Annotated in this window: 15 protein-coding genes and 3 pseudogenes; 10 read left to right on the top strand and 8 right to left on the bottom strand. The window is 41.5% G+C overall.

Annotation, left to right across the window (positions count from 1 at the left end):
• Positions 1 to 118 (top strand): annotated as a pseudogene (locus AACQ81_RS06820) (IS630 family transposase); the annotation flags it as partial.
• 3 nt (positions 119 to 121) lie between these two features.
• On the opposite strand, the pseudogene AACQ81_RS06825 reads toward AACQ81_RS06820, so the two are convergent.
• A pseudogene (locus AACQ81_RS06825) lies at positions 122 to 328 on the bottom strand (SDR family NAD(P)-dependent oxidoreductase); the annotation flags it as partial.
• A gap of 225 nt (positions 329 to 553) precedes the next feature.
• Between AACQ81_RS06825 and sohB the strand changes: the two are divergent.
• Complete coding sequence (sohB, locus tag AACQ81_RS06830; protein WP_237386729.1) at positions 554 to 1,600, top strand: protease SohB; 1,047 nt, start codon at positions 554 to 556, stop codon at positions 1,598 to 1,600.
• A gap of 159 nt (positions 1,601 to 1,759) precedes the next feature.
• On the opposite strand, the pseudogene AACQ81_RS06835 reads toward sohB, so the two are convergent.
• Positions 1,760 to 2,012: pseudogene (locus tag AACQ81_RS06835) on the bottom strand (DUF2498 family protein).
• A gap of 307 nt (positions 2,013 to 2,319) precedes the next feature.
• Here AACQ81_RS06835 and topA point away from each other — a divergent pair.
• Positions 2,320 to 4,917, top strand: coding sequence for a type I DNA topoisomerase (gene topA, locus AACQ81_RS06840; RefSeq protein ID WP_237386730.1), 2,598 nt, complete (start codon positions 2,320 to 2,322; stop codon positions 4,915 to 4,917).
• A gap of 347 nt (positions 4,918 to 5,264) precedes the next feature.
• A complete protein-coding gene (gene cysB / locus AACQ81_RS06845; RefSeq protein WP_237386731.1) occupies positions 5,265 to 6,239 on the top strand; it encodes an HTH-type transcriptional regulator CysB in 975 nt (324 codons plus the stop codon).
• Between the two features lie 59 nt (positions 6,240 to 6,298).
• Here cysB and AACQ81_RS06850 read toward each other — a convergent pair whose 3' ends face one another.
• Positions 6,299 to 7,066 (bottom strand): hypothetical protein, encoded by a 768-nt coding sequence (locus AACQ81_RS06850; RefSeq protein ID WP_237386732.1) that lies wholly within the window; start codon positions 7,064 to 7,066, stop codon positions 6,299 to 6,301.
• Between the two features lie 361 nt (positions 7,067 to 7,427).
• Complete coding sequence (locus AACQ81_RS06855; protein ID WP_237386733.1) at positions 7,428 to 8,249, bottom strand: hypothetical protein; 822 nt, start codon at positions 8,247 to 8,249, stop codon at positions 7,428 to 7,430.
• Between the two features lie 445 nt (positions 8,250 to 8,694).
• On the opposite strand from AACQ81_RS06855, the gene acnA reads away from it, so the two are divergent.
• Positions 8,695 to 11,403 carry an aconitate hydratase AcnA gene (acnA, locus tag AACQ81_RS06860; RefSeq protein WP_237386734.1) on the top strand — a complete coding sequence of 903 codons (2,709 nt, stop codon included), beginning with the start codon at positions 8,695 to 8,697 and terminating at the stop codon, positions 11,401 to 11,403.
• Between the two features lie 107 nt (positions 11,404 to 11,510).
• On the opposite strand, the gene ribA is transcribed toward acnA, so the two are convergent.
• Both ribA and AACQ81_RS06870 read right to left on the bottom strand, forming a co-directional pair.
• Complete coding sequence (gene ribA / locus AACQ81_RS06865; RefSeq protein WP_237386735.1) at positions 11,511 to 12,107, bottom strand: GTP cyclohydrolase II; 597 nt, start codon at positions 12,105 to 12,107, stop codon at positions 11,511 to 11,513.
• Between the two features lie 477 nt (positions 12,108 to 12,584).
• The gene (locus tag AACQ81_RS06870; protein WP_272903042.1) at positions 12,585 to 12,713 is read right to left on the bottom strand and encodes a hypothetical protein; all 129 of its coding nucleotides are present in this window, start codon (positions 12,711 to 12,713) and stop codon (positions 12,585 to 12,587) included.
• Positions 12,714 to 12,811: 98 nt separating this feature from the next.
• Between AACQ81_RS06870 and AACQ81_RS06875 the strand changes: the two genes are divergently transcribed.
• From AACQ81_RS06875 to yciH, 4 genes are all read left to right on the top strand, one after another.
• Positions 12,812 to 13,126 carry a LapA family protein gene (locus AACQ81_RS06875; protein WP_237386736.1) on the top strand — a complete coding sequence of 105 codons (315 nt, stop codon included), beginning with the start codon at positions 12,812 to 12,814 and terminating at the stop codon, positions 13,124 to 13,126.
• Between the two features lie 6 nt (positions 13,127 to 13,132).
• Positions 13,133 to 14,302 carry a lipopolysaccharide assembly protein LapB gene (lapB, locus tag AACQ81_RS06880; protein WP_237386737.1) on the top strand — a complete coding sequence of 390 codons (1,170 nt, stop codon included), beginning with the start codon at positions 13,133 to 13,135 and terminating at the stop codon, positions 14,300 to 14,302.
• A 137-nt stretch (positions 14,303 to 14,439) separates the two neighbouring features.
• A complete protein-coding gene (gene pyrF / locus AACQ81_RS06885; protein ID WP_237386738.1) occupies positions 14,440 to 15,180 on the top strand; it encodes an orotidine-5'-phosphate decarboxylase in 741 nt (246 codons plus the stop codon).
• On the top strand, positions 15,173 to 15,496 hold the full coding sequence (gene yciH / locus AACQ81_RS06890; protein ID WP_237386739.1) for a stress response translation initiation inhibitor YciH: 324 nt from the start codon (positions 15,173 to 15,175) through the stop codon (positions 15,494 to 15,496). Before pyrF ends, yciH begins: the two co-directional genes overlap by 8 nt.
• 106 nt (positions 15,497 to 15,602) lie before the next feature.
• Here yciH and bla read toward each other — a convergent pair whose 3' ends face one another.
• Positions 15,603 to 16,448 (bottom strand): class A beta-lactamase, encoded by an 846-nt coding sequence (bla, locus tag AACQ81_RS06895; protein WP_237386769.1) that lies wholly within the window; start codon positions 16,446 to 16,448, stop codon positions 15,603 to 15,605.
• A gap of 208 nt (positions 16,449 to 16,656) precedes the next feature.
• A complete protein-coding gene (locus AACQ81_RS06900) occupies positions 16,657 to 18,597 on the bottom strand; it encodes an exoribonuclease II (protein WP_237386740.1) in 1,941 nt (646 codons plus the stop codon).
• A 737-nt stretch (positions 18,598 to 19,334) separates the two neighbouring features.
• Between AACQ81_RS06900 and AACQ81_RS06905 the strand changes: the two genes are divergently transcribed.
• Positions 19,335 to 21,074 (top strand): type VI secretion system baseplate subunit TssF, encoded by a 1,740-nt coding sequence (locus AACQ81_RS06905; RefSeq protein WP_237386741.1) that lies wholly within the window; start codon positions 19,335 to 19,337, stop codon positions 21,072 to 21,074.
• The last annotated feature ends 4 nt before the right edge of the window (positions 21,075 to 21,078 follow it).

Raw genomic sequence — 21,078 nt, forward strand, 5'->3', positions numbered from 1 at the left:
GACATTCCGTGAAACCCTTCGCCACTTTTTTCATACCACTTTGCCAGAAAAAGCGAAAGAACTCACGACTCGACTGACTGACAACTTTCAGATTTTAAAACCTGCATCTTCAAGTTAGATTGGTATAAATGCTGACAGGCAAGCCCCCATCATTTTCAATTTTCTGTTTCACTGCTTCAAGCTTTGCAGTAGTTCGCCCTAGCAGAATAACTTGTGCACCGTGGCGGGCATAAGTCAGAGCGGCTTCACGCCCAATACCATCGCCAGCACCGGTTACTAAAATAATTTTGTGTTGCAGCAGATCATGATTGGGTTGGTAGTTGAACATCAAACAATCTTCCTATAATTCTTGTAAATCTGATATTTGCCATTTCAGGATGGCACACGCAGGCCATCATCAAAACAAAACTTAAAGCCCTCGTCAAATTTGTCTAAATCAGTAGTGGGAGTAAACCTTAATTAAAAAAGAGTTAAGTAAACTGTTAGAGCGCTGCCTCCAGTTTTTAGTTAAAATGAAGCATATTGTTCATCAGAAGATAATAAAGGTGGATCTGTGGAATATTTGTCTCTATACGGATTATTCTTGGCCAAAGTGCTTACTGTAGTATTAGCGATCGTCGTTCTGGCGGTATTTAGTATTGGATTGGGTGTACGTAAAACCATTCAGAAAGGAGAGTTAAGGCTGACTAATCTTGGTGAGTCATATAAGAAGAAACAACGCCAGATGCTGCAAGCCCGAATGAGTGAGGCAGAACGAAAAATCTGGCAAAAAGCATTAAAAAAGCAGCAAAAAGATGATGCCAAACAGAAGAAAACGGCAGCTAAAACGGGTCAAAAAGGCTTACAGAAACCGAGTCTTTATGTTCTGGATTTTAAAGGCAGTATGGATGCCCATGAAGTTGATTCCCTTCGTGAGGAAATCAGCGCTGTATTGGCGGTAGCAGATAAAAAAGACGAAGTTTTGTTACGGCTGGAAAGTCCGGGAGGCATGGTGCATAGCTATGGACTGGCCGCATCTCAATTAGCCCGTTTGCGGCAGAAAGAGGTACGTCTGACAGTAGTTGTGGATAAAGTGGCGGCAAGTGGTGGCTATATGATGGCCTGTGTGGCCGATCGCATCATAGCTGCACCTTTTGCGATTATTGGCTCGATTGGTGTTGTGGCTCAATTGCCTAATTTCCATCGATTATTGAAGAAAAATGATATTGATGTAGAACTGCATACTGCTGGCGAATACAAGCGTACCTTGACTGTTCTGGGTGAAAATACTGAACAGGGCCGCCAGAAATTTCAGGAAGATTTAAATGAAACGCATAAATTATTTAAATCATTTATTCATCAGCACCGTCCTTCTTTGGATGTGGAAAATGTGGCTACGGGTGAATATTGGTATGGTACACAAGCAAAAGAACACGGGCTGATTGATGAAGTGGGTGTCAGCGATGATTTTCTGATTGAACAAATCGAGCATTGTGAAGTTATTGGTGTCAGCTATTCCCGCCGTAAACGCATGGTAGAACGCGTTATGGGTGGCGCAATGGAAAATATTGATAAACTGTTTATGCGCTGGTGGCAAAGGGGCGAAAAGCCACTGTTATGATTATGATAATGTGGATTATGGCGATAATTGATAAAATACAATTGCAATAATTAATCATTAAAATCATTGCTAGTATCATGTGGGTAAATAGAGGGCAGTTATGCTTTTTATTACCCGCATAATCATTGCTAACTGTTATGGAGTGATGGAGTACATTATTTAATCAGCTAAATGATGCTTTTCGGACAATATATGCGCTAAATGTTTAAACATATTAAACACAGCTGTACTACTTTACAGTAGGTAAATCTTATTCATCTGAAAAGTATGCACCACGAAATACTAACACTCCGCCTTTTTACTCAACACTCCCTGCATACATCCCTTGTATAAAATCTTCGTGTGCCCTGATGATTTCATTTGCTTTTTTCAGTAATTGTTCTTGCCTAATAGGTATTGTTTCAGTTTGCATCTATTGTACTCCTTCGATAAATAAGTTGTTGCGCATCGTTTTTTATCAGGTAGAGTGTGGGCTTTTCGTCATGCAGATGGAAGATTTTGTTTACAACTGTTAAATCATACAATTGCATGGTTTGTGTTGGTATATAAAATACCTTAAATATTTCAAAGGTTTTTGCGCTTAAACAAAAGCACAAGATAAAAATTAGTTGATATCTTGTAAATCTATCGCAATATAAAAAGAGATTTTATTTTATATATCGCAACATAACGCCGTGATTTTCGCCATCTGAAAAGAAGATAATTAGGTAAAGGTAACTATGGCTAAAGCTCTTGTTATAGTGGAGTCCCCGGCAAAAGCCAAAACAATCAATAAATATCTGGGGAATGACTACGTTGTGAAATCCAGTGTGGGTCATATCCGTGATTTGCCGACAAGTGGGGCAGCGAGTCAAAAGAGTCGAAGCTCATCTACCGATAAGAATAAAAATAAAGCAAAAAAAGATGAGAAAACAGCACTGGTAAGTCGTATGGGGGTCGATCCCTATCACGATTGGGAAGCAAATTACCAGATTTTACCCGGCAAGGAAAAAGTTGTCGCGGAGCTGAAAACGTTGGCTGAAAAAGCCGAACATGTCTACCTTGCAACGGATCTTGACCGCGAAGGGGAAGCCATTGCATGGCACCTGCGGGAAGTGATTGGTGGGGATGATACACGTTTCAGTCGTGTTGTGTTCAATGAAATTACCAAGAATGCAATCACACACGCTTTTGATAAACCGGGTGAATTGAATATTGACCGTGTCAATGCACAGCAAGCGCGCCGTTTTATGGATCGCGTTGTCGGTTATATGGTTTCACCGCTGCTGTGGAAAAAAGTTGCCAGAGGGTTATCTGCTGGACGGGTTCAATCTGTCGCGGTTCGCCTCGTGGTTGAGCGGGAGCGTGAAATCAAGGCATTTGTGCCGGAAGAGTATTGGCAACTGCACGTGGATTTAGTGGCTAAGGGAGATATCGCTCTCCGTATGGAAGTGACCCACGAGAAGGGAAAATCTTTCGAGCCAGTAAATGCTCAACAAACACAGGCGGCGGTATCTCTGCTTGAGAAAGCAAAGTATAAGATCGTTGACCGTGAAGATCGCCCGACATCCAGCAAACCCAGCGCGCCGTTCATTACCTCAACATTGCAACAGGCTGCAAGCACGCGCCTTGGGTTTGGTGTCAAGAAAACTATGATGATGGCGCAACGCTTATATGAAGCGGGCCATATTACTTATATGCGTACTGACTCGACTAATTTGAGTCAGGATGCGTTGGACATGGTTCGCGGTTATATCAGTTCGTATTTTGGTGACAAATATTTGCCAAAAAGTGCCAATGTCTATAGCAGCAAAGAAAATTCTCAGGAAGCCCATGAGGCGATCCGTCCTTCTAATGTTGAAGTGATGGCGGAACAGTTGAAAGATATAGAAGCTGATGCTCAGAAGCTGTATCAGCTTATCTGGCGTCAGTTTATCGCTTGCCAGATGATGCCAGCGAAATATGATTCCACCACACTGACTGTTAAGGCTGGTGATTTTGAACTGCGGGCTAAAGGGCGTACGCTGCGTTTTGATGGTTGGACGAAAGTGATGCCGGCATTGCGCAAAGGAGATGAAGATAATACCTTGCCAGTTATTGAGGCGGGTACGGAACTTGATTTGCAGCAGTTGCTTCCAAGTCAGCACTTTACAAAACCACCAGCGCGTTTCAGCGAAGCATCACTGGTCAGAGAGCTGGAAAAACGTGGTATTGGTCGTCCGTCAACTTATGCCTCGATTATTTCAACCATTCAGGATCGCGGTTATGTTCGAGTTGAAAACCGCCGCTTCTATGCAGAAAAAATGGGTGAAATCGTCAATGATCGCCTGGAAGAGAATTTCAATGAATTGATGAGCTATGATTTCACTGCAAGAATGGAAGACCAGCTCGATCATGTTGCTAATAATGAAGCGGATTGGAAAGGTGTGTTGGATGAATTTTTCTCCAACTTCAGTGAACAACTTGATGTCGCCAATAGAGAGCCTGATGAAGGTGGCATGCGTACAAATCCGATGGTAATTACTTCCATTGAATGTCCGACCTGTAATCGTTCAATGGGAATTCGCACAGCAACGACGGGGGTATTTCTGGGTTGCTCGGGTTATGCGTTATCACCCAAAGAACGATGCAAGCAGACAATTAACCTGATCCCTGAAAATGAAATTCTGAATATTTTGGAAGGGGAGGATGCGGAAACTAATGCTTTACGTGCTCGCTGCCGCTGTAAGAAATGTGGTACAGCGATGGATAGCTATTTGATTGATAACCAGCGCAAGTTGCATGTATGTGGTAATAACCCTGCGTGTGACGGTTATGAAGTTGAAGAGGGTGAGTTCCGCATCAAAGGTTATGATGGCCCTATTGTCGAGTGTGATAAATGTGGTTCGGAAATGCACCTGAAAATGGGACGTTTCGGAAAATATATGGGCTGTACAAACGAAGAGTGTAAAAACACCCGTAAAATCTTACGTAATGGGGAAGTTGCGCCCCCGAAAGAAGATCCCGTGCCACTCCCTGAATTGGCATGTGAAAAATCGGATGCTTATTTTGTTTTGCGTGATGGTGCAGCGGGGGTATTTTTAGCCGCCAATACATTCCCAAAATCGCGAGAAACACGTGCGCCTCTGGTTGAGGAGCTTGTCAGGTTCAAAGACCGTTTGTCGGAAAAATTACGTTACTTGGCAGAAGCGCCAGTTACTGATCCTGAAGGAAATAAAACAGTTGTACGTTTTAGCCGCAAAACTAAGCAACAGTATGTTTCTTCTGAAAAAAATGGCAAAGCTACCGGATGGGCTGCCTTTTTTGTTGAGGGTGCTTGGGTGGTGAAAGAGAAATAATAGTATGATGATTGAATATACCCATTATTGGGTATTACTCGATGAAATGTATTCAGACAGATATTTCTTTTTTTGCTAAAAATATAACTTTTATTTCTAAAAAGTCAGTCCTAAGGGCTGGCTTTTTTGTATTTAAAGAGAATTTAAACACAATATATCTATAATGAGAGTTTGATAATCGTTACTCAACCTAATTATTTGTTATATAAATATACAGCTAATGTTATAGTGGTTATATGCCTACAAAAAGATATTCTATATAGTTATATGTGAATAACCATTAGCAATATAGAAGTTAATTAGACTACGAAACATTCGTCAATATTATTATTAGGGACAGTGCTGATATGAAACTACAGCAATTGCGTTATATTGTAGAGGTGGTTAATCACAATCTGAATGTATCTTCTACGGCGGAAGGATTGTACACTTCTCAACCAGGGATCAGCAAACAAGTCAGAATGCTTGAAGATGAGTTGGGTATTCAAATATTTGCCCGTAGTGGCAAACATCTGACGCATGTGACTCCTGCTGGTGAAGAAATTGTCCGTATTTCACGTGAGGTCCTGTCAAAAATCGATTCAATTCGATCTGTTGCTAGTGAACATACCTATCCTGATCGCGGTTCTTTATATATTGCGACAACCCATACACAGGCAAGATATGCTCTGCCTCCTGTGATTAAAGGCTTTATTGAACGTTATCCCAACGTATCATTGCATATGCATCAAGGTTCACCCACTCAGATTGCAGAAGAAGTATGTAAAGGGAACAGTGACTTTGCTATAGCAACAGAAGCACTTCATCTTTATAACGATTTGATCATGTTGCCTTGTTATCACTGGAACCGCTCTGTTGTTGTAACGAAAGATCATCCCCTCGCCAATAGGCAGAATGTGACGATAGAAGAATTGGCAGAGTATCCGATAGTAACCTACACTTTTGGCTTTACCGGTCGCTCTGAACTGGATGTTGCTTTTGACCGAGCGGGCCTGAAACCTAAAATCGTATTTACGGCAACAGATGCCGATGTGATTAAAACTTATGTACGGTTGGGGCTGGGGGTTGGTGTGATTGCCAGTATGGCTGTAGAACCTGTTCAGGACAGTGATCTTGTACGTATTGATATGCGTGATAAATTTAGTTACAGCACAACTAAAATTGGCTTCCGACGCAGTAGTTTTCTACGTAGTTATATGTATGATTTTATTTGGCGTTTCGCTCCGCATTTAACCCGTGATGTTGTAGATAAAGCCATTGCATTGCGCTCCAATGAAGAGATCGAAGAGATGTTTAAAGACATTGAACTGCCGATTGTATAAAGGAAAAGCATCATAAAGAAGATTAAACCACCTCCAAAAAGTAGGGAGGTGGTTGGTCTTTATCTTCTTCCCCTTCTTCCTCCTCTTTGAAAACGAGGGGGCTGTACAGAGCCTCTGGAACCCGCTTGTGATAAATGAGATGGACCTGCTATATCCCCTCTGGACCTCATTGTTGGATCTTGAGTAATTGACTCATAGGCCGGAGGTGCCTCATAAGGGGGTGGTGAATCATAAGAAGGAGGTGAGTCATAGGGTGGTGGTGCTTCATAGGGAGGAGGACTATTATTATAAGAGGAGGTAGAAGGTACACTATGTTGAGGTTGAGGAAGGGATTCGGGTGGCTGTCTCCTAGAATCTCTATGTCTTCTGTGGGTTTGTGGGCGTACATTATATGAATCAGCGAAGTTGGTGTTTCTTATAGATTCATAATATTCCGTTGTTGGATTTATCCTTAACGAGCCGATGGGTGATGCAGTACCAAATTGACTGAGTATAGATTGAGCATGTCCCGCTGCATGAGACTCATTAGCACTATATGATAATTGAGGTAAAATAGCGCTTTGATATGTAATATGGTTTATGTCATAAAGATGCCCATTCCATAATATGTATCTTCTATTATTATTTTCTATAAATCCCATGCTTACCAGTCTAGTGCGGGTAATATCATCTGGTTCTTGTTTTTGAGTTAACGGCTTTAATTCATTTAACATATTGAATTTTATTTCTAGTGATTTTTTCCCATTAGGCATCATATATTCTGTTACGAGGCCTTTGTTTTGCAAAAAATCAAAATAATTAATTAATGGAAAATTCTCATAATTCATATTATTCCCCTGTAAGAATGATCAAATATGGATGTACAACGAATGTACAAGAGATAGACCTTTATCCCCCTATTTTCATCAAACAACAAGCGAATAATTCTTAACAATTCCCTGTTTGTTTTAGATATGTCATTTACTAATATCTATATTGCGTACTTTCATATAATCCGCCAACTCTTTAATGTTTTCGCTCATTCAGTATTGTGAATACACCGTCTTGATCATCCTCACTTTTGTGTTGCTCTAGTAAATACTAACGGAAGATGAATCTCAGCCAAAGAGGAAGAAACCAGCAATCCAAAGCTATAAATGGAAATAAATTCAGTGACATTGTCTTTACCTGTTATTTTATGGTTTTTTTTCAGACATTAAATTCACCACTGAAAAAACTGACAGAATTCTCTATTGATGATTTTGTGTGTTTAAGAATAAAACCATCAAAAGCTGCCTTTATTTCTGGATCTTCTAATGATTGATAGTCAAATAACGAAATGCAGGATGAGTAAGTAAATTCGATAGTTACATTTTCATTAGAGGCGCAATTAGATGTCACTTCTGAATTGGTTCGGTCGAAATCTATTTTATAAAGTTTCATTTTAGGGATATACATGATCTGATCTTCAATGCCAACTGCTTCAATGACACTAGCCAGTGTCAGAGTAGAATAGTGATCTTTATTCCGTTTTAACCCTAACCTTATGGCATCCCCCTGTTTTTGCAGGAAATCAGCAAAGCTTTTAATGGACGGAGAATAAGTGTTGATCACGATATCCATGATGAGTTGGAGTAAGTTGGTTGCAATGGAAACGCCTTTCATTTCATGATGATAAGTTTGTGTTTCTATATTTTTAATGCTCATCAATGGCAATTTCTCTATGACATCACCCCAAAATTGAATATCGGTTTTATACTGTTTTCCATGAAAATCAGAATATTTGGTTATATAGTCAGTTGCTATTGAAGAAAGGGCTATCTGTGTTTTTTTGATGTTATTCAATTGTTGTATGACACGGGTTTTGTCGGCAATCTGCGAGGCTATAACAAATTGGAGAAGGCCATCTGTATCATTGAACCGATAATCTGACAAAGAAAATGGATTCTTACTTTCAGTAGAAAAGAATTGGTTAGCTTGCTGTATATGATTTAAATGATTTTGGCGTATAGTATCCGTTTTCATATTCATTATTCATTCTCCCATCTTTAAAAATTAATTGAATATCATGGATATACCCTTTAGTTTTCATCTGTTTTTATATGTCTTTCGTTTCTCAAGCTGTAGTTTTGCTGAATCCACATATTCATCCCAGATCACTGTTTTTATAAAAGTACGATGATCTGGGATTCCGAGCAACCGTTCTTGCAGTTGTCCTGCATCTTGAAATTCACTGAATATAAGTATAGTTATGTTTCTGGGATTCGGTTCTTACCGTCCCGTAGAAAATCGAAACCCATTGGGTATATGGCAGAATAAAACACATCTACTTTCTATATGTCATCACTAAAGTTTATCAATAATTGAGAATTTACAGCTGGTTAGCAAAATATGTGGTCTCTGAATAACAAATGTCTACTTATATGTTATGTTTAATAGGGGTAGCTAGCCATAAAATAATAAGAAAGGAGAAGTTATGTCGTTTAAATTGAAAACGGACTGTGCTTCAACACTATTGATCGAAGGTAAATCTTTGATCGATGGCAAATTAACTGACAGTCAGATCTATCACTATTACAGTTTACCTCTGTTATCTGAGCAATTAGGTGAAATCTCCCGCTTACCAAAATCCCTTAAAGTTCTGCTTGAAAATCTCCTGCGCAATATTGATGGTGAATCTGTCGTGGAGGATGATTTAAAGGCGCTGGTGGCATGGCAGAAAAACGGTCATGCAGATAGAGAGATTGCTTATCGTCCAGCCCGTGTACTCATGCAGGATTTTACTGGCGTTCCGGCGGTGGTGGATCTTGCTGCCATGCGGGAAGCTGTGTTGAGGCTTGGTGGAAATGTAGAACAAGTCAATCCGTTGTCTCCGGTTGATCTCGTCATTGACCACTCGGTGATGGTAGATAAATTTGGCACACAGCAGGCATTTGCGGAAAACGTTCAGATTGAAATGGAACGTAACTATGAACGTTATCTGTTCTTGCGTTGGGGACAGAAGGCTTTTAATCGTTTCCGGGTTGTACCGCCGGGAACGGGGATCTGCCATCAGGTTAACCTTGAATATCTGGGGAAAGCTGTTTGGTATGAAAATCAGAATGGAAAGAATTTTGCCTACCCTGATACGCTGGTCGGAACGGATTCTCACACAACGATGATTAATGGCTTGGGTGTACTGGGTTGGGGAGTCGGGGGCATTGAAGCTGAGGCTGCAATGTTGGGGCAACCCGTTTCTATGCTCATCCCAGATGTTGTTGGTTTTAAATTAACAGGAAAATTGGCGGAAGGGATCACGGCTACTGACCTTGTTCTGACGGTGACGCAAATGCTGCGTAAGCATGGTGTTGTAGGGAAATTTGTTGAATTTTATGGAGATGGATTGTCTGATTTACCATTGGCAGATAGAGCGACTATTGCCAATATGTCACCTGAATATGGTGCAACCTGCGGCTTCTTCCCTGTTGATGATATAACATTGGGTTATATGCGTTTAACCGGGCGCAATGAAGACGAAATCGCTTTGGTTGAATCCTATTGTAAAACGCAGGGTTTATGGCGTAATGCAGGAGATGAACCCATTTTCACCAGCAGTCTTGAGTTGGATATGTCGACGGTTGAGGCAAGTCTGGCAGGGCCGAAACGTCCTCAGGATAGAGTTGCGCTGGGGAATGTACCGCAGGCTTTCCAATCTGCCATGGAACTTGATATCCATAAAAATCCGGTGCGTTCATCAGCGGTATCCATTGTCTTAGATAACCAGACTTTTTCATTGCAAGATGGTGCAGTAGTTATTGCTGCCATTACGTCCTGTACCAATACCTCTAATCCCAGTGTATTAATGACGGCTGCTTTACTTGCTAAAAAGGCAGTGGAGAGAGGATTACAGCGCCAACCATGGGTTAAGACTTCATTGGCACCCGGCTCCAAAGTTGTGACCGATTATCTGGAGTTGGCGGGTTTTATGCCATATCTGGAAAAACTGGGCTTCAATCTGGTGGGATACGGTTGTACAACCTGTATCGGTAACTCTGGCCCACTTCCAGAACCGATTGAAGCTGCCATTAAGCAATTTGACCTAACGGTGGGCGCGGTGCTTTCGGGAAACCGAAATTTTGAAGGGCGCATCCATCCATTGGTAAAAACAAACTGGCTGGCATCGCCACCGCTGGTGGTTGCTTATGCACTTTCTGGCAGTATGAAAAAAGATCTGACTCGTGAGCCTATCGGAAAAGATCAACGAGGCAATGATGTTTACTTGAAAGATATCTGGCCCAATAGCCGGGAAGTTGCGGAAGCGGTTGGGAAAGTCAGAACTGAAATGTTCCACAAAGAATATAATGCTGTATTTGATGGTGATGAAAGTTGGCAGGCTTTGAATGTCGAGGGTTCAGCAACTTATCCTTGGCAGCTGGATTCCACCTACATTCGTCATCCACCGTTCTTTAGTGATATGACTGCCGAACCTAAACCAGTGACGGACATCCATCAGGCACATATATTGGCGATATTGGGAGATTCGGTCACAACAGATCATATTTCCCCCGCGGGAAATATCAAAGCCGATAGTCCAGCAGGCTACTATTTACAAGAGCACGGCGTGAAGCCAAAGGATTTTAACTCTTATGGTTCAAGGCGCGGTAACCATGAAGTCATGATGCGAGGGACATTTGCCAATATTCGTATTCGCAATGAAATGGTACCGGATATTGAAGGAGGGTACACCCGCCATATCCCGTCACAGTCTCAACTTGCGATTTATGATGCAGCCATGCGTTATCAGGAAGAAAAGATACCGCTGACCATCATTGCAGGTAAAGAATATGGTTCAGGTTCAAGTCGCGACTGGGCAGCAAAAGGGACAAGACTGTTGGGAGTCAGGGCTGTGATTGCAGAGTCTTTTGAGCGCATTCACCGTTCTAACCTAATTGGTATGGGGGTATTGCCTCTTGAATTTCCTCAGGGCGTCAGTCGTAAAACATTAAATTTAACTGGCGATGAAAAGATTGATATTGCAGGATTGGGGAATCTTAAGCCAGGACAGATAATCGGGATAAAAATTACTTATGCCAATGGGCTGGAAACTGTGATTGATACTCGTTGCCGCATTGATACCGGTACAGAACTGGCTTATTTCTATAACGATGGTATTTTGCATTATGTAATTCGTAATATGTTGAAATAATTGCAAAGTAAAATATCAGTGTTTGTATAAAAGAGAATTATAAAGAAAAACTGCGCCCACACCGACGCAGTTTTTCTTTTTTAGATCTTGCAAAAGATAAATAACTTTTATTTCGCTTGGAATAGCAAATGCCCCATCCTGCTGGCCTTGGTATCCAGATAGTAAGCATTTTTGGGATTGCGCCCGACAATCAGCGGTACCCGTTCGACAATATTAATGCCAGCTTCTACCATGATCTCAACTTTTTTAGGATTGTTAGTCAGAAGACGGATTGCATGAATATCCAACAACTTATACATGTCTGAACAAAGGGTGAAATCTCTCTCATCGGCAGCGAATCCTAACTGATGATTGGCTTCAACGGTATCAATACCCTGATCTTGTAAAGCATAGGCCCGGATTTTATTCAGCAAGCCAATATTGCGGCCTTCCTGACGGTGGTACAGAAGAACACCACGACCTTCCGTACTAATTTGTGACATTGCAGCTTCCAATTGGAAACCGCAGTCACATCTTAGGCTGAATAAAGCATCTCCGGTGAGACATTCTGAATGGATCCTTGATAATACTGGCTCATCACCAGAAATATCACCGAAAACTAGGGCAACATGATCGCGGCCTGTTTCGATTTCCTCAAATCCAATCATCAAAAACTCACCCCATGGCGTAGGTAACTTCGCTTCAGCTACTCGTTTTAGCTGCATTTTAGTATTCATATATTGATTTGACTCGTTATAAATATTGCGATACTCAGAACAAGATCGGTTCAGATATCAGTTAAAACTACGCAAAAATTTTCTCTGATCACAACGCATGTACGCCATCGCATTATAACAGAGCTTATTAATATGTATGAATATAAACCTAATAGATTTCAAAAGGTCTTCTATAACCAAATATACGTTAACAGGGAAATGCAGCTAACAAAGCAGTAAATTCATAGACAAAGGGGATAAAGCGGAATGTTCTCAATGATAAGAATATTAGCATGCTAAACTATAAACGGATTTTTGTAGCTTTAATTGAATAAAATTATTTCAGAGAAAAAGTAGGGTTAAGAACAGACAAGTAGAATAACATCACAAAAAGAAGCAAATCAGCGCTTGTTGCAATAAATTGCTTCCTTTGCGTAGACGAGAAATGCTAATTTAGCACGCCACTATGTCTGTTATTTGGCATAACTATACCCATTGGATTTCAAGATGCAGCGCGACGGCAAGGGAATGACAAATTCGTCGGGAACTAATTTGCCCAGCCAAAGGCTGACCTCCGGTGAAAGGCAGGAGCCTTTCATTAATCCCCTGGAGCATAGATAACTATGTGACCGGGGTGAGTGAGCGCAGCCAACAAAGCTGCAACTTGAAAGACGACAGGTATAAATCAGTAACAATAGATAACAGGAAGAAATGTGAAATACTTTTTGATTTTATTACTGGCACTGGTTGTTTTTGTTATCTCAGTCACGCTGGGAGCAAATAATAATCAAATCGTGACATTTAATTATTTGATTGCCAAAGGCGATTATTCTATATCCACACTATTAGCCGCGTTGTTTGCTATCGGTTTTACCCTTGGTTGGGGGATTTGTGGGGCCTTTTACCTACGCACTCGTATTTCTCTGCAACGTGCAAAACGTAAAATTAAGCGTTTGGAAAGTCAGTTGAATCAACCATCTGATTCATCTGTAAAAGCCGTTTCTACCGTAGCATTAAACAAGGAATAATACTCCATGTTAGAGCTGTTGTTTCTGCTGCTTCCTATTGCTGCCGCCTATGGTTGGTATATGGGGCGCAGAAGTGCTCAACAAGACAAACAGCAATCGGCTGACCGTCTTTCACGTGAATATGTTGATGGTGTTAACTTTTTACTCTCCAATCAACAGGATAAGGCGGTAGATCTATTTCTTGATATGCTGAAAGAGGATAGTTCTGCATTTGAGGCTCATCTGACGTTAGGCAATCTGTTCCGTTCCCGTGGTGAAGTTGAGAGAGCTATTCGGATTCACCAATCCCTGATGGAAAGTGCTTCTTTGACATTCGAGCAGCGTTTGCTTGCGATCCAGCAACTTGGCCGGGATTATATGGCCGCTGGAGTTTATGATCGAGCCGAAAATATGTTCATTCAGTTGGTTGATGAAACTGACTTCCATGAAAATGCCTTCAACTCTTTGTTAACCATCTATCAATCAATCAGTGATTGGAATAAAGCTATTGAAGTAGCTGAAAAGCTAGTGAAACTGGGGAAACATCATTTTAGAGAAGAAATTTCCCATTTTTACTGTGAACTTGCACTGCAATGTATGGGTAATGATGATTTTAGTGATGCGAATGGTCATTTGCATAAAGCGGCTCAGGCAGATAAAAATTGTGCTCGGGTTTCAATTATGCTTGGTCGTGTTTATATGGCGCAGGCAGAATATTTGAAAGCAGCTGACGCATTGAAATGTATCCTTGAACAAGATAAGCAACTGATCAGTGAAGCTCTGCCGATGTTGCAAGAATGTTATCAGCACCTGTCCCAGCCGGATGAATGGGAAGCTTTTGTACAGCGCTGTGTGGAAGAAAAATGTGGTGCAATTGCCGAACTGCATATGGCTGACATTATTGAGAAGAGAGAAGGGCGTGATATTGCCCAAAATTACATTAATCGTCAGTTGGAATTCCATCCAACAATGCGGTTATTTTATCGCTTGATGGATTACCATTTGACGGATGCAGAAGAAGGGCGTGCAAAAGAAAGCCTCATTCTTTTGCGTAATATAGTAGGTGAACAAATCCGCACGAAACCTGATTATCGATGCCACAAATGTGGCTTCACCTCCCGCGCGTTATATTGGCATTGCCCATCGTGTCGCTCATGGGATTCGATTAAACCGATTCGAGGTTTAGATGGTCAGTGACACCGTCACTTATTATCAAGTTATTATAAATGCATGTTTGACTACAGACATGTTTATCTTCATTAGTATTAGTGAGTAACATTCACTAACAGTTCTTGAACAGTTCAAGTTCATTGGTAAATGAAAAGGGCCTAAAAATGACTTCCCACATAGCTCAAACAATAGATAAACAGATTAACCCGCCTGTGATCGTTGCATTGGATTATGATAATCAGAATTCGGCATTGGAATTTGTCGATAAGATTGACCCACAATCCTGCCGTCTGAAGGTAGGCAAAGAAATGTTTACACTGTACGGCCCACAATTTGTTCAGACATTGCATCAGCGCGGTTTTGATATATTTTTGGATCTTAAATTCCACGATATCCCTAATACAACGGCAAAAGCGGTAGCGGCTGCCGCTGAAATGGGCGTTTGGATGGTCAATGTTCACGCGAGTGGCGGTGCAAGAATGATGACCGCAGCTAAAGAGGCTCTGTTGCCCTATGCTAAAGAGGCACCATTGCTGATCGCCGTTACCGTGTTGACCAGTATGGAACAGTCTGATCTGTCAGGGATTGGAATTGATGTGACCCCGGCACAGCACGCAGAACGTTTGGCTTTGTTGGCTCAACAGTGTGGTCTGGATGGTGTGGTTTGTTCTGCTCATGAAGCACAACAACTGAAAACAGTATGCGGTAAAGCGTTCCAGCTTGTGACTCCGGGTATCCGTCCTGAAGGTGCGGATGCTGGCGATCAGCGTCGTATTATGACACCCTTTCAGGCTGTTCAGGCCGGAGTGGATTATATGGTGATCGGGCGTCCTATTACACGTGCAGAACATCCAGCACTGGCATTGAAGAATATTAATCAATCTATTGGAATCGTTCATGGGTAATGACTCTCGTTTGGTTTATTCGACGGATAGCGGCCGTATCCAAGAAGAAAATATCAAGCCAGCGCGTCCAAAAGGTGATGGTATTGTACGTATCCAGCGTCAAACGAGTGGGCGCAAAGGTAAAGGTGTTTGTGTAATCACGGGCATTGATGCTGATGATCAAACGTTAGCCAAGCTGGCAGCGGAATTGAAGAAAAAATGTGGCTGCGGCGGCTCTGTCAAAGATGGAGAAATTGAGATTCAGGGTGATAAACGTGATTTACTGAAACAGTTGTTGGAAGCTAAAGGAATGAAAGTGAAACTGGCAGGAGGCTAAATTTTATTTCTTATTAACAAGCTATGTAGAAAATAAGTCACATAGCTTGTTAATTGAATTTATTTCTAACAACTTTAGTCAGGCATTCCGCTTTCTCCGACTTTCTTCATTCAGGCATTCCGCTTTGAGTCACTATACGTGCGGCCGCAGCCAGCACATCGGGACGGGCGCGGGCTATTTCGTTATCTGGCTGAGTAAAATAAGTAACTAAAACTAATGGCGCGCGTTTAGTATCTGGCCAAATTACCGCGATATCATTTGTTGAACCATAATTGCAGCGCCCGGTTTTATCTCCCACAATCCAATTTTCCGGTAGTCCGGCACGAATGCTGGTATTACCGGTTGTATTTCCTTTTAACCATTCAACTAATTGCTCACGTTGCGTGGTGGCTAGAGTATTTCCTAATGCTAAATGATATAAACTGTCCGCCATGGCTTGTGGTGTTGATGTATCACGTTCATCATCCGGTACAACGGCATTCAGTTCTGGCTCTTTACGATCGAGACGAAAGTATTTATCGCCGATAACACGAGCGAATTTTGTGACTTCATCTGGGCCGCCCAATTGTTTAAGCAACAGATTCATTGCTGCATTATCACTGTATTGTAGTGTCGCAGCACTCAGTTCGCCCAACGTCATGCCTTTCTTAAGATGTTTTTCCGCAATAGGACTGTATTCAACAAGATCTGATGGTTGATAGTGAATGCGCTGATTTAATAAGCGGCTATCTGTTTCGCTTTCTTTCAAAATTGCAGCTACTGCCATAACTTTACTGGTACTGCACAATGGAAAACGTTCTTCTGCACGATAAGTTATAGTGGAATGATCTGCTGTATCTATTAATACAACACCAAGGCGGCCATTAGCGTTTTTTTCAAGTATTGAGAGCTGATTAATGATCAGATTTTGTTTGAATATAACATTTTGATGAGGTACTTCACTTTGAGTCATGGCACTGGTTGGAAAAGTTATCAGGGAGCCAATGAGAGGGAAAAGTACAACCGGGATGCTTGCCTGTCTGAACAGAGAAAATCGCATATTAGGAAACTCTTATTTATTGTTATTACAGAACGGTTGTGATTACAAAGCGATCTTTCTGACAAGATTGCCGCCCATAAATGGCGGCAGTTGCATGTTTAATGTAGAACAACCTGTAACATTAACCTACAGGGCGGGCTACGATATTGCGGGTTTCCATTCTGACTTCTTCAATACGGACATTGATGATGTCATTTAAGCGGTGAGCAGTTTCACCTTTGATTAATACGGAACCTGTTTCTTGGCTGCATTGTAGTTCGTCACGAACGGCATGCAAGAATGGCCCGGGTACAAAAGCGATGGCACCATTATCAACCAGACGAACACGCAGGCCGCCACGCGTAATATCAATAATTTCTGCCGGGAATGTTTTGTCTGTCCCGGCATGAACATGTAAGAAACGTGCATAGAGCCAGTCACCGACATCGCGCTCAGCCAAGCGATTTGCTCGTCGGCGATCTGTCAATTGCAAGCAAATTTCTTCAGTTGGTTTTTCCACTTCAACCTGCTGGATAATCGCTTTTAACAGTCGATGGTTGATAATATCGCTATATTTCCGGATAGGGGATGTCCAAGTAGCGTAAGCATCAAAACCCAGTCCAAAATGTGGGCCTGGTTCTGTTTTAATTTCTGCGAAAGTCTGGAAACGACGGATGCGGCTATCTAAGAATTGTGTAGGTTGATTATCCAACTCACGACGCAATTTGCAGAAACCTTCTAATTGCAATAATGCTTCGGCATTAGCTTCAATGCCATTTTCTTTAATTACTTCAACGACTTGATCAATCTGAGTGGATTCAAAGCCTGTGTGGACGTTATAAATACCAAAACCTAACTTATCACGTAAAATCTTGGCTGCGCACAGATTCGCAGTGATCATGGCTTCTTCAACAATGCGGTTAGCGGAACGGCGTTGCTCAATAACGATATCAACAACATTGCCGCCTTCATCCAGAATAAAGCGATAATCTGGTCGTTCTTTGAAAACCAGGGCATGTTGCTGACGCCAGTTATTTCGGCGGTCACACATTTCTTTCAACAGAGTGATTTGAGTAGTCACAGCCGCAGATTCGGGTTTCCAGCTTTCTTGACCGTCTAACCAATCAGAAACTTCGTCATAAACCAATTTGCATTTAGATTCTACCCAAGCTGTGAAAAATTGAATGTCATCACCCAATTGACCATCTTCCAGAATAGAAACCTGGCAAACCAGAGCAGGACGGTGAACATTGGGGCGCAGCGAACATAAATCATCTGATAGTTCACGCGGGAGCATTGGGATATTAAAGCCGGGCAGGTAGTTAGTGAAACTACGCTGATAGGCAATCTTATCCAATTCACTGCCAGCTTGGATATAAGCTGTTGGGTCAGCAATAGCGATAGACAATTTCAGGCTGCCATCATCATTTTTGGAGATATGCAGAGCATCGTCCATATCTTCAGTTGTTGCACTGTCGATAGTAACAAAATCGAAAGAAGTAAGATCAATGCGTTCGATAGAATCGTCATCCAACTGACAGTCTGTCATAGCCGGAGCCTGACGCTCCAGACTATGGCGAGTCAGTGTTACCCACCACGGAGCATAATGGTCATCGCCTTTAGTAATGTAACCCGTAACTTCGGCATAAAACCCGCGATCACCTTTCAGTGGGTGGCGGCGCATCTCAGCAACAGCCCAATCGCCATTTTCGAAAGTATGGGTAACTTGGCTGGCAGGGCGGCACAGAATAGAGTCTTTTAATAATGGATGGTCAGGAACGATCCATAGTCGATTATCGTTTTCTTTCTTCTGGATTCTTCCAACAAAGCGGGTCAGGAATGGCTCAATCAGGGTTTCTGGTTCAGCGATTTCTTTTTCTTTATCTGTATGGATAGCAGCGGTAATTCGGTCACCGTGCATGACTTTTTTCATATGGGGAGGCGGAATGAAATAACTTTTCTGGCCATCGACTTCTAAAAATCCAAAGCCTTTTTCAGTTCCTTTAACTAAACCTTCTACGCGGGTGGTCTGTGCGTAAAGTTGCTGTTTTAGCTGCGCAAGCAGCGGATTATTTTGAAACATAATATCTGGAGAGTATGGAGTTATTATCAATAATTTTAGGTAACAGTTTTACGCGAATCGAGGGTATGGAGCAAGTAACATCTTATCAAAACAGGAAAAACTGTGGAATGAGATCAATAATTCGACATTTATCGTGGTGAACGCTATCTTCCTCTTGCCGGGTATGAATATGATTGACCGATTGGTGTATTAAATTTATATCAATCGTTTTTAAAGTTTCTGATTTGTTGGTGGACTGACTTATGGAAATAATCATTTCCAATTATTGTTATTTGATTTCTTTTTTAATGATTGTGGCGGATATCAATCAAAATTAATTGCCGTAATTAATTTTGATTATTGTATTTTTTCTGATGATGAACAAAACATAAAATGATCGTGATAAAATTTTTATTTATATTAGTTACAACATACTTTTTATAATCAACCTAAACATCTTCTCAGCAACATTTAAAATAACAAAACAATCAACACTATAATTTACACTCAGTCAGATAAATAGCAGGGATAAAGTAAAATAACTTAACTATTATAATAAATGTTAACAATATGCTTATATTTGTTGTTTTATTGATCTTTGATGTTATGTAACTTCATATGATCTTTTAAAATAAAAGAATAATTAATATGATTAAAGAGATTATATTTAACTAATATCTATAATAATCTTTTAAATAAAAAATAACTTGAAATTTAAGCATAATATTCCGTCTGGTGTAGGTTTATTGGAGGGAAGTATGGATTTTTTTCAATATTATTATCAGTGGGAATTGGACTACCTGAAGCAACTTGGAAAATTGTCTGGTGAAGAAAAACCTCATTTGGCCAAAATTCTGGGGGAATATGATCCTGATATCGAAAGAGTCAATCAGGGCTTTTCAGCATTAATGGCTCGCGTGCATCAAAAAGTGGATGATGCCTTTCCTGAGATGACTCTGCCTTTACTGCAACGATTGAATGCGCTGCCTGTCAAAGGTATTCCTGCAACAAGTGTCGTTCAATTTAATGCAGTGGAAGGGGATGATATTACGGTTACTTTGCCTAAGTATTCAGAAGTCTCATCAAGTAGTACGGGCACAAAATTTTTGACAAGCCGGGCGTGTGATATTGAGCCTCTGATATTGGTTGCACGGAATATCACTTATCAGGCAGAAACCAGTTGCATTACCCTGACTTTTCAATACACCGGCCGGGATGATCACTGGCTTATACGTCCTATCAGTCTGTTTCTCAGCCCTGACGCAGCCATTGCGGATAATTTGACGCAGGCATTGTGCCAGACTCTGATCGGTGCGGAGTTACATCAAAACGGGCTGACTTACCCTGCTGAACCGCTCTGGTTTGAACCCATGTCAGGCACGTCACGTTTAATCTCACCATCACCCACTTCAGCAGAAGGTAACTGGGCACCCCAAATATTGATGGAATCGCTTTATTTGCCTCATGTACACCATTTCCTGACGCTGAATTTACCAACTGTCATGTGTCACCGTTTATCCATGACGGAAAGCCGGCAGTTCAGCGTTATATTGAAACTGAATCACGTGCTTTCTCTGTCTGAAGCACAATTATCCGATGCTTTCCATCTCCATTGTGTTCCTGCGATGAATCTTGAACTTGAGTCACAACTGACACTCGCTTTTGCGCCAGATACAGCCCGTTACCCGCTGCCTTTGCCACCACAGCAAGGAATACTGCATTTCACTGACCTTGTATTAAAAGATGAGCCGGGTAAAGAACGCGGTAAACGATGTCAGTTTTATCCTATGAGTGAATTCACGCATTTTTTTCGTCATGCTGATGAAGAAATCTGGTTTTATGCGTTGGATATCACCCGCGATTCATTGGGGCGTTTGGAATATGCCCTGATTTTTTATGATCGTTATGCCCGACCGATGGAACAGGCACCAGATCAAGAGCTGACCTGCCATTTTGTCGCATTTGCAACAGAGCTGCCGACATTGGCGAAAGGTGACATCTGTTATACCAGTGAGGATATTCCTGATAGTTTGCAAGTCAAAAATCTTACGCCTACTGCCCCCAGTTACCCACCCGTGACCGATTCTTCACGATATTGGCAATTATTGTCTCATTACGGTGCAAATGGTTTCTGGTTGAATTCAGTCTCTTCACTAAAGCAGCTATTACTCGATTACGATTTTTACGCTGACCTTGACCGCCATATCCACCGTGATATCAAGCGAATGGCTACGGGTATTTTAGCCATTCAGTCTGAGCCGGGTGATTGGCTTATCCGTGGAATTCCTCACCGTTGTGTACATATTGAACTGACACTGGATGAATCTGTTTATACCGGTCAGGGAGAAATGTTTCGTTTTGCCAATGCGTTATATCAGTTTTTTCCGTTTTGTCTGACCGAAAACATGCGGGTGCGAATGAGTGTCATCGGGCATGTTTCCAATATCCGCTGGCATTTATCGCCTTGTCCACTTCAAGGGTATCGCCCCATTATGTGAGGAG

The organism is Xenorhabdus sp. Sc-CR9, from assembly GCF_963897815.1.
Lineage (GTDB): Bacteria > Pseudomonadota > Gammaproteobacteria > Enterobacterales > Enterobacteriaceae > Xenorhabdus.

Excerpts from the sequence above, each read along its gene's own strand:
- acnA (WP_237386734.1), top strand. The coding sequence starts at position 8,695 with ATGTCGTTTAAATTGAAAACGGACTGTGCTTCAACACTATTGATCGAA.
- AACQ81_RS06900 (WP_237386740.1), bottom strand. The coding sequence starts at position 18,597 with ATGTTTCAAAATAATCCGCTGCTTGCGCAGCTAAAACAGCAACTTTAC.
- AACQ81_RS06870 (WP_272903042.1), bottom strand. The coding sequence starts at position 12,713 with ATGCTCCAGGGGATTAATGAAAGGCTCCTGCCTTTCACCGGAGGTCAG.
- pyrF (WP_237386738.1), top strand. The coding sequence starts at position 14,440 with ATGACTTCCCACATAGCTCAAACAATAGATAAACAGATTAACCCGCCT.
- lapB (WP_237386737.1), top strand. The coding sequence starts at position 13,133 with ATGTTAGAGCTGTTGTTTCTGCTGCTTCCTATTGCTGCCGCCTATGGT.
- cysB (WP_237386731.1), top strand. The coding sequence starts at position 5,265 with ATGAAACTACAGCAATTGCGTTATATTGTAGAGGTGGTTAATCACAAT.
- ribA (WP_237386735.1), bottom strand. The coding sequence starts at position 12,107 with ATGCAGCTAAAACGAGTAGCTGAAGCGAAGTTACCTACGCCATGGGGT.
- yciH (WP_237386739.1), top strand. The coding sequence starts at position 15,173 with ATGGGTAATGACTCTCGTTTGGTTTATTCGACGGATAGCGGCCGTATC.
- topA (WP_237386730.1), top strand. The coding sequence starts at position 2,320 with ATGGCTAAAGCTCTTGTTATAGTGGAGTCCCCGGCAAAAGCCAAAACA.
- AACQ81_RS06905 (WP_237386741.1), top strand. The coding sequence starts at position 19,335 with ATGGATTTTTTTCAATATTATTATCAGTGGGAATTGGACTACCTGAAG.
- AACQ81_RS06855 (WP_237386733.1), bottom strand. The coding sequence starts at position 8,249 with ATGAATATGAAAACGGATACTATACGCCAAAATCATTTAAATCATATA.
- bla (WP_237386769.1), bottom strand. The coding sequence starts at position 16,448 with ATGACTCAAAGTGAAGTACCTCATCAAAATGTTATATTCAAACAAAAT.
- AACQ81_RS06850 (WP_237386732.1), bottom strand. The coding sequence starts at position 7,066 with ATGAATTATGAGAATTTTCCATTAATTAATTATTTTGATTTTTTGCAA.